This window comes from Staphylococcus sp. GDY8P126P, from assembly GCF_017891965.1.
GTDB lineage: Bacteria > Bacillota > Bacilli > Staphylococcales > Staphylococcaceae > Staphylococcus > Staphylococcus saprophyticus.
In genome coordinates, this window is sequence record NZ_JAESKG010000002.1 from 74,537 (window position 1) to 88,017 (window position 13,481).

General features: G+C 32.5%; 12 protein-coding genes. 9 read left to right on the forward strand and 3 right to left on the reverse strand.

What is annotated here, in order from left to right; genetic code table 11:
• Positions 1 to 134: 134 nt before the first annotated feature.
• Positions 135 to 1,280, reverse strand: coding sequence for a globin domain-containing protein (locus KA893_RS02860; RefSeq protein WP_041079039.1), 1,146 nt, complete (start codon positions 1,278 to 1,280; stop codon positions 135 to 137).
• Between the two features lie 245 nt (positions 1,281 to 1,525).
• Between KA893_RS02860 and KA893_RS02865 the strand changes: the two genes are divergently transcribed.
• The 6 genes from KA893_RS02865 (at position 1,526) to rihC (ending at position 7,494) form a co-directional block, all read left to right on the forward strand.
• The gene (locus KA893_RS02865) at positions 1,526 to 1,843 is read left to right on the forward strand and encodes a DUF5011 domain-containing protein (RefSeq protein WP_002483709.1); all 318 of its coding nucleotides are present in this window, start codon (positions 1,526 to 1,528) and stop codon (positions 1,841 to 1,843) included.
• 269 nt (positions 1,844 to 2,112) lie between these two features.
• Positions 2,113 to 3,234: a cytochrome aa3 quinol oxidase subunit II gene (gene qoxA, locus KA893_RS02870; protein ID WP_037538850.1), complete on the forward strand. Its 1,122-nt coding sequence runs from the start codon at positions 2,113 to 2,115 to the stop codon at positions 3,232 to 3,234.
• A complete protein-coding gene (gene qoxB, locus KA893_RS02875) occupies positions 3,234 to 5,222 on the forward strand; it encodes a cytochrome aa3 quinol oxidase subunit I (protein ID WP_037538853.1) in 1,989 nt (662 codons plus the stop codon). Before qoxA ends, qoxB begins: the two co-directional genes overlap by 1 nt.
• Positions 5,212 to 5,817: a cytochrome aa3 quinol oxidase subunit III gene (gene qoxC / locus KA893_RS02880; protein ID WP_002483712.1), complete on the forward strand. Its 606-nt coding sequence runs from the start codon at positions 5,212 to 5,214 to the stop codon at positions 5,815 to 5,817. Before qoxB ends, qoxC begins: the two co-directional genes overlap by 11 nt.
• The gene (gene qoxD, locus KA893_RS02885; RefSeq protein ID WP_037538855.1) at positions 5,814 to 6,104 is read left to right on the forward strand and encodes a cytochrome aa3 quinol oxidase subunit IV; all 291 of its coding nucleotides are present in this window, start codon (positions 5,814 to 5,816) and stop codon (positions 6,102 to 6,104) included. The genes qoxC and qoxD overlap by 4 nt, the downstream gene beginning before the upstream one ends.
• A gap of 481 nt (positions 6,105 to 6,585) precedes the next feature.
• Entirely contained in the window at positions 6,586 to 7,494 is a 909-nt protein-coding gene (rihC, locus tag KA893_RS02890) for a ribonucleoside hydrolase RihC (protein WP_041079033.1), read from the forward strand.
• A 52-nt stretch (positions 7,495 to 7,546) separates the two neighbouring features.
• On the opposite strand, the gene KA893_RS02895 is transcribed toward rihC, so the two are convergent.
• Together KA893_RS02895 and KA893_RS02900 are read right to left on the reverse strand one after the other, a co-directional pair.
• Positions 7,547 to 8,722, reverse strand: coding sequence for a serine hydrolase domain-containing protein (locus KA893_RS02895; protein ID WP_210125577.1), 1,176 nt, complete (start codon positions 8,720 to 8,722; stop codon positions 7,547 to 7,549).
• 20 nt (positions 8,723 to 8,742) lie between these two features.
• The gene (locus KA893_RS02900; protein ID WP_002483716.1) at positions 8,743 to 10,401 is read right to left on the reverse strand and encodes a phospho-sugar mutase; all 1,659 of its coding nucleotides are present in this window, start codon (positions 10,399 to 10,401) and stop codon (positions 8,743 to 8,745) included.
• Positions 10,402 to 10,974: 573 nt separating this feature from the next.
• Between KA893_RS02900 and KA893_RS02905 the strand changes: the two genes are divergently transcribed.
• The 3 genes from KA893_RS02905 to KA893_RS02915 all read left to right on the forward strand — a co-directional run bounded on the left by KA893_RS02905 (position 10,975) and on the right by KA893_RS02915 (position 13,258).
• On the forward strand, positions 10,975 to 12,267 hold the full coding sequence (locus KA893_RS02905; RefSeq protein ID WP_011303450.1) for an LCP family protein: 1,293 nt from the start codon (positions 10,975 to 10,977) through the stop codon (positions 12,265 to 12,267).
• Positions 12,268 to 12,287: 20 nt separating this feature from the next.
• Positions 12,288 to 12,758: a DUF2538 family protein gene (locus KA893_RS02910; RefSeq protein ID WP_002483718.1), complete on the forward strand. Its 471-nt coding sequence runs from the start codon at positions 12,288 to 12,290 to the stop codon at positions 12,756 to 12,758.
• A gap of 77 nt (positions 12,759 to 12,835) precedes the next feature.
• Positions 12,836 to 13,258: a GNAT family N-acetyltransferase gene (locus KA893_RS02915; RefSeq protein ID WP_041079030.1), complete on the forward strand. Its 423-nt coding sequence runs from the start codon at positions 12,836 to 12,838 to the stop codon at positions 13,256 to 13,258.
• Positions 13,259 to 13,481: the final 223 nt, after the last annotated feature.

Below are 13,481 nucleotides of genomic sequence, written 5' to 3' on the forward strand. Positions count from 1 at the left end.
CTCGCGAGATAAAGAATCAATTTTTTTGATATTTATATAAATAAAATGCTTTACTGCTTCATTAACAAAAAACAAGACACGAACGTGTCTTGTTTTTTGTTAATTTATATTATTTCATTCAATCATATAACACTTTATACACCAACACTTAATTTAGGGATAAACGATTCGAAATGAATTTTCGTTTCATCAACTTCCATTTCTTTTAAGGTAGTGATGATAGATTGAAGGAAATTAACACCACCACAAACATAAATTTCAGTATCTTTTGTTATAAATTGATTCAAATACGATGCATCCATATAACCCATTTTATGCTTATCATAAATAATATAATCGTTATTCTCTTTACTTTCAGCTATTGCCTCTAGTTTATTTGAGAATGGTATATCTGTATCATTAATAATATTTTGAATAAATTGAATTGGCGCTTCTGACTTAGCCACTTGATTAAACATTGGAATTAAAGGTGTAACCCCGATACCGGATCCAATAAATAGCTGTGGTGACTCACTGTTGACCACGGAAAACGGACCTACTGGTGCTGATAATTGAATCGTATCGCCTTCTTTGTATTCACTATGAAGTATCGTAGACACTTCCCCTTCATGTGTTGTTGTTACATCATGTTTAACTGCAAAAGTCAGTGTTTCACTATCACCTTCTACAATTGAATAATGGCGTTTAGCACGGTATGGTAGTGACGCACTCTTCACATCGACCGTGACATATTGACCTGGTTTAAATTTACTCATGTCTATTTCATCAGATTTAACTGTAAATGCTTTGATGTCTGTAGCTACAGTTTCTATATTTTTAATTACAAATGCTTGGAAACCATCCCATGCCATTGTTTTATAAATATCTTTTTCAACTTCAATAAATACTTTAGCAATTTCTCCGTATGCTTTAGCCCAAGTGTCTAATATTGCATCATCATCCGATAATTTTAAAACATTTTGGATGGCAGCTAATAAATTTTCACCTACAATATCATAACCAGCTGGCGGCACCTGTAATGCACAATGTTTAAATGCAATTTCTTTCACAACTGGTAAAATACGTGTCAAATCATCAATATTCATCGCTGCAGCTAATACACTCTGTGCTAGCGCCGTTGATTGCAATCCTTTCTTTTGGTTTGTTTGATTAAACATATTTCTTAATTCAGGGTGTTGTGTAAACATTCTATTATAGAAAAACGATGTGATTTCTACCCCTCTTTCTTGCAATACCGGAACCGTTTCTTTAATAATCGCTTTTTCTTTTTCATTCAACATAATAAGCACTTCCATTTCTTCAAATATAGCTTTATCATTTCTACTTTATTTTATTACAAATTATAGTATTTCAAAACAAATTTGTGATAAAATTCACAAAAAGTTCATTTTACTTATTTATAACTAAAAATTACAATTATATTTAAATAAATAAGGTATATTAGGACTATAGTATGATGTAATACACAGCGCATTACAGTATAGTATAGATAAATCAATTAAAGTCTCTTCTTGGAGGTCAATAAATGAATAAACTTATACAATCGTTATCAGCAATTGGCGTTTCTGCAACTCTTGTATCCCCAAACCTAAGTGCAGAAGCCACTGACAATTCAATTCCAGAGCTTAAAGGTACGAATGATACAATCATAGATAAAGGTGAAGAATATAATCTTTTAAATGGTGTACATGCATACGATAAAGAAGACGGCGATTTAACACATAAAATTAAAGTTGATGGTAATGTTAATATCAACCAAGCTGGAAAATACAAAATTGAGTATAAAGTGGAAGATTCAAACGGCGCATCAAGTAAATCGATACGTTATATAGAAGTTAAATAAATTAAAATTCCATACATAGCAAAAATCAAGCTAAATGATAACCTTTATCACTACTTTTTTGATAAAATCACCCTTTCGCCTTAAATATGACACTTTTCACAAAATGTACACATAATTTTAACAAATCTTTGAAAGCCCACCAGACGTTGAGTTTGTTGGGTTTCTTTTAATTTTACAATATTTTTTTTCGCACAAACACTTGTAAATATTGCGTAATATCTTAAAATTGATGTTAAGCCCTACATTTGTAGTATTAGGAGGTCAAAAAAGTGTCAAAATTTAAGTCTTTGCTTCTACTCTTTGGCTCGCTAATTTTACTTAGTGGCTGTTCTAACGTAGAAGTTTTAAACCCAAAAGGGCCGATGGCAAGTGATTCGAAGTTTTTGATTATGTATTCAATTATCTTCATGCTTGTTATTATTGCCGCTGTACTTATTCTATTCACAGTTTTTCTATATAAATATAGAATTGGAAACACTGATGAATCAGGTAAGATGCACCACAATTCTTTATTAGAAACAATTTGGTTTATTATTCCAGTAATTATTGTAATTGCATTAGCTATTCCAACAGTTAATTCACTTTATAATTACGAGGAAAAACCACAGAAAGAAGACGATCCACTTGTTGTTTATGCTACAAGTGCTGGTTATAAGTGGTTCTTTAGTTATCCTGAAGAGAAAATCGAAACAGTTAACCATTTAACTATTCCGAAAGATCGCCCAGTTGTCTTCAAGCTCCAATCAATGGATATGATGACAAGTTTCTGGATTCCACAATTAGGTGGTCAAAAATATGCGATGACAGGTATGACTATGGACTGGACTTTAACAGCTAGTGAAGAAGGTACGTTCCGTGGACGTAACTCAAACTTCAATGGTGAAGGCTTCAGTCGTCAGACATTTGATGTGAATTCAGTAAGCCAAAGCAAATTCGAGGATTGGGTAAAAGATGCCAAAAAACAAAAAGTATTGGATCAAGATACATTTGATAAGCAACTTTTACCAACTACTGAAAACAAAAATTTAACTTTCAGTGGTACGCATTTAGCATTTGTTGATCCTGCAGCAGATCCTGAGTATATTTTCTATGCTTATGATCGTTATAATTTCGTTCAAAAAGATCCAAACTTTAACACTGAAGAAGAACGTACAGCAGATGTGTTAGATAAACCAGATCAACCTGCACGTAAGCCGCAAATCACAAATGCTAACTACGAACGTCATGGAATGAAAGCCATGATTTTAGGCAATAATGAACCATATGATAGTGAATTCAAAGATGAAGAATCACATAATATGGATGAAATGGAAAAAATCTCTGAAGGTGCTAAAGATGAAAAAGCATCTAAAATTGAGAAAAAAGACCATGAAAATGGAGGTGGACATTAATGAATTTTCCATGGGATCAATTACTCGTTCAAGGTAACTGGATGATAACAATGGGACAAATTGGTGCTCCTTTCGCAGTTATTGCCGTGATCGCAGTAATTAGCTATTTCAAATTATGGAAATATCTATACAGAGAATGGTTCACATCTATTGACCATAAAAAAATTGGTGCAATGTACTTAATCTGTGCGGTATTAATGTTCGTACGTGGTGGTATTGACGCGCTAATGATGCGTACGCAATTAGCCATTCCAGACAATACATTTTTAGAAGGAAACCATTATAATGAAGTCTTTAGTACGCACGGCGTAATAATGATTATCTTTATGGCTATGCCTTTCATCTTTGGTTTATGGAATGTTGTCGTACCACTACAAATTGGTGCGCGTGACGTTGCATTCCCTGTATTAAATAACGTAAGTTTCTGGTTATTCTTCTCAGGTATGATTTTATTCAACCTTTCATTTATAGTCGGAGGCTCACCTGCAGCTGGTTGGACAAACTACGCACCACTCGCAGGAGAATTCAGTCCAGGACCTGGTGTCAACTATTACTTAATAGCGATACAAATTTCCGGTATTGGTACACTGATGACTGGTATTAACTTCTTTGTTACTATACTTAGATGTAAAACACCAACAATGAAATTTATGGAAATGCCAATGTTTACGGTTACGACTTTTATTACAGCATTAATCGTTATCTTGGCTTTCCCAGTATTAACAGTTACATTAGCGCTATTTACAACTGATAGAATTTTCGACACAGCATTCTTCTCAGTTGCAAATGGTGGTATGCCAATGCTTTGGGCTAACTTCTTCTGGGTATGGGGGCACCCTGAAGTGTATATCGTTATCTTGCCAGCATTCGGTATCTACTCTGAAATTATTCCGACATTTGCACGTAAACGCCTATTCGGACATCAAAGCATGGTCTGGGCGACTGCAGGTATCGCATTCTTAAGTTTCTTAGTTTGGGTTCACCATTTCTTCACAATGGGTAATGGTGCATTAATTAACTCATTCTTCTCAATTTCAACCATGTTAATTGGTATACCAACTGGTGTTAAAATCTTTAACTGGTTGTTCACGCTTTATAAAGGTCGTATTACCTTCGAATCTCCAATGCTATTCGCATTAGGGTTCATACCGAACTTCTTAATCGGTGGGGTAACAGGTGTTATGCTTTCAATGGCGGCAGCAGATTATCAATATCATAATACTTACTTCTTAGTAGCGCATTTCCACTATACGCTAGTAGCTGGTGTAGTATTTGCCTGTCTTGGAGCTTTAATATTCTGGTGGCCTAAGATGACTGGCTTCAAGTTAAACGAAACATTAAACAAATGGTGTTTCTGGTTATTCATGATCGGATTTAACGTTTGTTTCATACCACAATTCATCCTTGGATTAGATGGTATGCCACGTCGTTTATACACTTATATGCCAGAAGATGGTTGGTGGTTACTAAACGCAATCTCAACTGTCGGTGCCCTATTAATGGCATTAGGATTTATGTTCTTAGTTGCAAGTATCGTATACAGCTTCTTCAAAGCACCACGTGAAGCAACTGGCGACAACTGGGATGGTTTAGGACGTACTTTAGAATGGGCAACTGCTGGAGCAATGCCACCTAAATACAACTTTGCTATCACACCAGACTGGAATGACTATGATACATTTGTAGATATGAAAGAACATGGTCGTCATTATTTAGACAACCATAACTATACAGATATCCATATGCCAAATAATACTCCTGTTGGATTCTGGATGGGAATTCTCTTCACTATTGGTGGATTCTTCCTTATCTTTGAAACACTCGTTCCAGCTATTATTTGTTTAATTGGTATCTTCGCAACTATGGTTTATCGCAGTTTCCAAATCGACCATGGTTATCATATACCAGCGTCTGAAGTTGCTGAAACTGAAAAACGTTTACGTGATGCACGTATAAAAGAAAGGGAGGCTGTAAGTCATGAGTCATGATGCAAACACAATTGATCAACGTTCGCATGAAGGTAATTTAAATAAACTTGGCTTTTGGGTATTCCTTACAGCAGAATTCTCATTATTCGGTACGTTATTCGCAACATTATTAACACTTCAACACGGTGGCGATTATGCTGGAAAAATGACGACTGAATTGTTTGAATTACCATTAGTTTTAATTATGACATTTGCATTATTAATTAGTTCTTATACATGTGGTATTGCAATTTACTATATGAGAAAAGAAAAAGAAAAATTAATGCTGATTTGGATGATTATCACTGTATTACTTGGTATGGTATTCGTAGGCTTCGAGATTTATGAGTTTGCGCACTACGTACATGAAGGTGTTAATCTAACTATCGGTTCTTATTGGTCTAGTTTCTTTATTCTATTAGGAACACATGGTGCCCACGTGTCATTAGGTATTGTTTGGATTATTTGCCTATTAATTCAAGTAGCAATGCGCGGATTAAATAAAGACAATGCTCCTAAATTATTTATAGTTAGTTTATACTGGCACTTTTTAGATGTTGTATGGATTTTCATCTTCACTGCCGTATATATGATAGGGATGGTGTTTAGCGGATGAATACAATAGTAAAACATACTGTAGGTTTTATCGCCTCAATCGTTTTAACGATCTTAGCTGTATTTGTAACCTTATACACATCTATGGCACTTAATGCTAAGATTACCATCATCTTTGGTTTTGCTTTTATACAAGCTGCAGTTCAATTATTAATGTTCATGCACTTAACTGAAGGTAAAGATGGTAATTTACAAACCTTTAAAGTTTTATTTGCGATTATCATTACTTTAATTACTGTTATCGGTACTTATTGGGTAATGCAAGGTGGACACTCAAGCCACTTATAATCAATATAGACTTCTCTTCTGAGAAGCCTTAGAACAAAGAGACCCCCTACGCATTCATTTGTGTAGGGGGTCTCTTTATATATTGATTTCGTTAATTTCAAAATATGTATGTTTTGTTGTTATAAATTTTTCGTATGAAAAGAAAGTACTAAATTAATCGTTTATATTAACTATGGTAAACCAAACATGCAACTGACCGTCACTTTTCCTTCTTCATATCCCCCCTATTTTCAAATAGTATTTTCATTAGATGACGCTGATTTCTAATGAAAATACTTCACGAATATTAAAAACTAACCTAGATTATTCAAAATAAATACTAATAAACTAAACTTAGGCTCTATGGAATGTCTTTACAACATTATTTGCTCATATTCCTATCAATAGTCGCTTAATTTTTCAATTGCTATACAACATTTTCTAGGTAAAACAATGTACACTATATTTAAATGATTATTTATTTTTAGGAGGAAATTCAATTATGAAACAACCTATTATCATAGATTCAGATCCTGGAATTGATGATGCTGCTGCGATTAGCATTGCATTAAATCATCCTAATTTTGATTTGCGAATGATTACTACAGTTAATGGAAATGTGGGTATTGAAAAAACAACTGCGAACGCTTTGAAACTTAAACGCTTTTTCTCGAGTACCGTTCCTGTACATAGAGGTTCCTCTCAACCATTATTATCAGAAATCGTAGATGCTAGTGCAGTACATGGTGAATCTGGGATGGGAGGATATGATTTTCCTAAGATTAATTACAGTGATTTATCATCCACTCATGCTGTAGAAGCCATGCGCAAAGAACTTCAATCAAGTGAAGACCCTATTACTTTAATACCAATAGGACCTTTAACAAATATTGCCCTATTACTCTCAACCTATCCAGAAGTAAAAGATTATATTAAAGAAATTGTATTAATGGGTGGTTCGGCAGCTCGAGGCAATGTCACACCATTAGCAGAATTTAATATTTATTGTGATCCAGAAGCAGCACACATTGTATTTAACTCTGGATTACCAATTACTATGGTTGGCTTGGATGTAGCTAGAAGTTCTACACTTAGTCACGCAACGGTGAATGAATTACAAAGTTTAAACAAAACCGGTGACATGTTGCATCAACTTTTCAAACATTATAAGGGCGACGATTTTGAAAAAGGAATCAATATCTATGATGCATATACGATACTTTATTTATTACATCCTGAAAAATTTGATGTGAAAGAGGCAGATGTACAAATTGAGACCACTGGAACACTTACAAAAGGTGCAACTGTTACAGATTTTAACACGCACTTCCCTAACTGCTCAGTTGTTATGTCTATCGAAACAAACGATTTCAAAAAACTATTTATTGAAGCTTTAAAATACTGTATATAATCTTAGTAAAAAACACACGCCCATTTCCATGGCGTGTGTTTTAAAATTTCAATTAATATGATTTACCCACATGATTATAAGGTCCACCCTGTTTTAAAATCTGATTGTAAATATGTTGGATTTTCTGTTCATTATTCACGTCACTATTTTCATAATTAGTTCCTAGGATTACAATATACTTGTCATTAAAATATGACGTAAAAACTTGACCAAAAAAACCACCATTAATTCTATTTTTATCTGCAAAGGAATAAAACCCATAGCGATAAGGTTGAGGATATTTAGACGTCTTACTCTCATGTAACAGTGGTTTTGATATATGGCTATTTAATATTCCATTATTCTGTAATCCTAAAATCAATTTTCCCATATCACTCGGCGTCATGTATAAATTACCCGCCCCATAATACTGTTCTAAAACGTTGGGATACTGTTGTAGTGGTTTGCCAGATTTACCATCCTTTTTATAACCCTTAGCCATATATGCTTGAAAATTTGGATCATCAAAAAATGCAGTGAAATTTAGATGTTGCGGTTTTGAAATTCTATCCTCAAAATTTTTCTTATACGACTTGTTTGTCACTTCTTCAATCACACGCGATAATACTAAATAATTTCCGTCGTTGTACCTATTTTTATTGTAAAATTTAGGCTCAATGCCTTTTTGTTGAATCGCATGTACCGCTTCGTTTAAATTTTTATAATTTGGAGAAGCTTTATATTTAAACAATCCACTTTTATGCAACATGAGTTGATTTAAAGTAATTGGCTGCTTCGTTTTAAACCATGGCAAATATTTAGTTACAGAATCGTTCATGTTAATTTTATTTTCGCTTTCTAATTGTTTCAACATTAATCCTGTTGCAAACTTTTGAGAAGATCCAATTAAATATAAAGTATCTGCTTGATTCTGTTTATTTTCTTGAATGTTTTGCAAACCGTATCCTTTATTTAATTTGAGTTGACCATTTTCGAACACAGTTGCAGTACCGTTAAATTTAACTTGTTCAAGATATTGATTAATCTGCATCATCTGTGGATTTTGATTATCGACAATAGTCTGTAAATGCCCCATTTGTTTATTCGTAGTTTCTTGTTTCGTCTCATTTTGTAACATTGGCGTTTCTTGATGACTACGATGATATAGCTTATAGGCGATTGTAATAATAATTACTATTAATAATATAATTAAAATGATTGTTATTTTTTTGAGTATCTTTGTTGTCATAATGTTGCCTCTATATTTGTTTAAACTATATTATTAATATAGTTTGCTTCAAACTGTTGTGTAATTTCATCAATATTTTCAACTTCAAGTGAAAAATATAATTTAATTTTTGGCTCTGTACCAGAAGGTCTTAACGCAATAAAACCATTTTCAAAAATAAATCTAATTAAATTTGTCTTTGGTAATGTTAATTTCTCAGTATGACCTGTTATCATGTCTCTAACTTCTCCAACATGGTAGTCCTCAATTTTTAGTACATCCATACCACATATAGAAAATACCTGTTCATTTCTAAATTGCGCCATAATACTTTCTATTTTTTTAACACCGGCTTTTCCTTCAAATGTAGGCGCAAGTGTTCTGTCCTTGAAATAACCGATATTTTCGTAAATATCTTCAATTGTTTCCTTAAATGTTATACCGTTTTTATCAAGTAAATTCTTATATTTAACTAATAATGGTACCATTTGTATAGCATCTTTATCTCTTGAAATAGGTTGTGCTAAGTACCCATGACTTTCTTCAAATGCAAGCAGTAATTGCTTATCATCATCTTTCTGTTTGTGTTCTATTAAATCTGAAATGAATTTAAAACCTGTCAGAACATCGTTAACTTCTACATTGAGAGATGTTGCTAACCTTTCTGCTAGCTCGCTCGTAACTATTGATTTGATCATATATTGCGGCGTACTATCTTCAGTTAAATCTTGGAACCTTAATTTCATTAATAATAGCCCTATTTCATTGCCATTAAAATATCTAAAATCATTATCACCATAACGTTCTATAAATCCTAATCGATCCGCATCAGGATCAGTTGCAATAATAAGCTGTGCATCTGTTTTATCTGCTAGCTGTTTGCCAAGTGCAAAAGCTGCTTCATCTTCAGGATTAGCAATAGCTACTGTTGGAAAATTACCATTAGGTTCTGACTGTTCTTTTTCTATAACAAAATTATGATAATCTAATTCAGTTAAAATGTCAGATACCAAAGGTAGGCTCGTACCATGTAAACTCGTCAATATGACTTTTGCGTCATGTGCATCTATTGATCCTACTAATGACTTAACTTCTTTTTTATAACTTTCTGTTACTTCATTCGACATATATTTTATTTTACCGTTTTCTACGAACGCATTAAAATCACCTTTTTCAATATTTAACGGAGTTTCAATTGAATTTATATATTCACTTAATTGCTCTGAAGCTTCAGGTAATAATTGGCCACCCTTTTCATTATAAATCTTTATACCATTATAATTTTTAGGATTATGACTTGCTGTAATCATGATGCCTGCATTTACTTGTAGATGTCTTACGGCAAAGGATAATTCTGGTGTCGATTTATAATTGTCTGAAATAATAGCTGTGATACCATTATTTGCCAACACACTTGCCATCTCTTGTGAAAATGCTTTTGATAAAAATCTTGTATCAAAATGTATGACAACAGATGCGTCATCAACATTATGATTTAAATATTGAGCTAAACCTAGCGCTACTTTGCGGACTGTAAAAGCATTTAACCTTGCTGGTCCTAAACCAAATGTACTTCTAATACCTGCAGTACCAAATGATAAGACCCCTTCAAAACCAGCATTCTGTTCTTCTTCTGTTTGTGTTTCGTAAAAATCCTTTACTAAACTTTCATTTATATTTTCTAACCAAAGTGCTTTCACTATTATATTTCCTCCTCAAATCATTCATTCCTAGTACGTTTATTCTATCTTTATGCTGGAATATGATTAAATTTGTTTCAACGCTTGCTATAATTAAGTACAAAGGCAATCTAAAATTTCTAACATCTTTTAATTATAATCGTCTACAAGATGATATTTCCAATATATATTATATCCTATGTCTTTAAATAAATCATATTTTATCAAATGACATTATTGTAATACTATTTTTATGTTTATTAACCTTGCCACTTTCAATGATTTAAATCATTTCATAAATGATGATTTTATTAAATACAATCATATTTACTTAATCATACATGACAAGTGCATTGTATATTTATGATTAACACATAACTTCTGCGTGCATATTGTTTCATCATTTTATTACACATTGCCAATAAAATTACAATTAACAACTTCATAGTTGATATTTTTTAGTGATAGTAATAAAATTATAATTTATAGTGCATTTTCTTCTTTACAAATAATTTACAAAGTTAAAAAGAAGTATAATCAAAATATAAATATAGTTACATGTACAAAAAATCTAATAATTTGGGAGCTTCAAACATGAATAAATTTTTAAAATATTTCTTAATATTTCTTTCATTAGTTCTTGTCGTTGTTCCAATTATTTTTGCGATCATATTGCTAAAATCTTCTCAAGGCGCTTTTGAGTCTTCCTTTAATGATAGTGATTCCTCTAGGAAGTCAAATATACGTGACTCTAAAGTAAATCCTTCAAAAGATCCTATATCTATCCTATTTTTGGGAATTGATGATAATAGTGGCCGTGAAAAAAATGGACAAACAGCTGAAAAATCTAGAACCGATGCAATGATATTATCTACTTTTAATGCAGATAAGGAACAAATTAGAATGTTAAGTATTCCGCGTGATACAATCAGCTACATACCAAAAGTTGGTTATTATGATAAAATTACGCATGCACATGCATACGGAGGCCCTACTGCTTCAATGGACTCGGTAGAGGCTACATTAGATTTACCAGTCGATTACTATGTCAGAATTAATATGGAAGCGTTTGTTGATGCAGTTGATGAATTGGGCGGCATTAAATATGACGTCCCTTACAACATTAATGAACCAAATACAAACGATACTGGTAAAATTAAAGTCAAAAAAGGCTATCAAAATCTTAATGGCGATGAAGCATTGGCTGTAGCTAGAACACGTCATCAAGACTCAGATTTAAAACGTGGTCAGAGACAAATGGATTTAATTAAAAAACTATTTGCAAAAGCACAAAAAGCAGACTCATTTAATAAACTAGATGATGTTGTTGAAATTGTCGGAAAAAATGCCAAACATAATTTAAGTTATGATGAAATAAAAGTACTTGCTACTTCTTATTTAAAAGATGATATAAAAATAAAAAGTTCACAACTTGAAGGTGACGATGATTATTTAAATGGCATTTATTACTATAATCCAGATATAAAAAATATCCTGTCAACGACAAATATGTTGCGAAGTGACTTAGATTTACCTAAAATTAAAGATAAAGATGAATTATTAAATCAACGCGTGATTGATTATTATGGTACACTCGTACCATTAACCGAGTTAGATGATAGTCTTCTAACGAAATCACAAAAAGATAGCTCGGAAGATGAAAATAGTAATGAAAATCAATCAAATGAGAATGACAATAGCAACTCAGAAACAAATAACGCTGAAGATTATAATAATCAGCAACAAACGGATCAGTTTGGTAACGAACAAAATAACGTGAATCAACCCCAGAACGATTCTAATCAACAACAAAACGATCCTAACCAACAGCAAATTGATCCAAACCAACAACAGAACGCTCAAGAAGTACCAACGAATCAATATTAATCTAGAAAGGAGCTCGTAATATGTCACGCAAAACTTATGAAAAACTAGCACATGTGAATGGCATGTTTAATGTTTTAGAGCAGCAATTGATTCACAGCAAAGATATGGCGCTATACAGAAATGAATTTTTCTACGTTAATCATGAACATCGTGAGAATTATGAGGCCTTACGCATTTACTATAAAGATAGTGACCTTAATCCTGTAGTTGATGGTGCGTGTTACATCGTTGCACTCCCAGAAATATTTGAAAAAGTTGATGTTTTTGAATCTGAGTTACCATTTACTTGGGTATATGATCAAAATGGTATCACTGATACTATGAAGCAAATCAGTGTACCTATCCAATACTTGATTGCTGCAGCGTTAGAAGTAACCGATGTAAACCTATTCAAACCTTCTGGCTTTACCATGGGAATGAATAACTGGAATATTGCACAAATGCGTATTTTTTGGCAGTATACAGCAATCGTAAGAAAAGAAGCACAATAAATTCAAATAACTCTACCCTACCATCTATTTTATGGTAGGGTATTTTTAATATCTAAAATGAGAAAAGAGGTAAATATATGTTTAATATTGTGACTACACCTAAAATGATGGACGATGCATTAGAAATTCGTAAAGAAGTATTTGTGAAAGAACAAGGTGTTCCATTAGAAAATGAAATTGATCAATTTGAAGACGTTGCCACTCATGTCATTGGTTATGATTCAAATCATATACCTTTTGCTACTGGAAGATTTCGTCCTGTAAATAATAGTGTAAAAATAGAACGTGTAGCTGTTAGAGCGACGCACCGTAAATCAGGATATGGTCAATTACTTATGCAATTTCTTGAAACATCTGCAAAACAACAAGGTTATAATAAAATGACGTTAAATGCACAATATCATGCCAAGCCCTTTTATGAAGCGCTTGGTTATAAATCTACTGGTGATATCTTTATGGAAGAAAATATCGAACACATTGCTATGACAAAAATAATTTAAAAATTTTTCATCCGAATATTACAGTTATTCTTCATTTAAATTTTGTAATATGTCAGAAAGTGTAATATTTTAATATAATGTAAATTAGGCGTTATAACGCTTTTCTATTAGCTTTATAATTTTTTAATACTGGCTTTAGATTAATTTTATATTACAAAACAGTAAAAACCAGCCTCTAGGTCTTTCGTCGTATTATAATAGGATACAAAATATATAGTTAAAG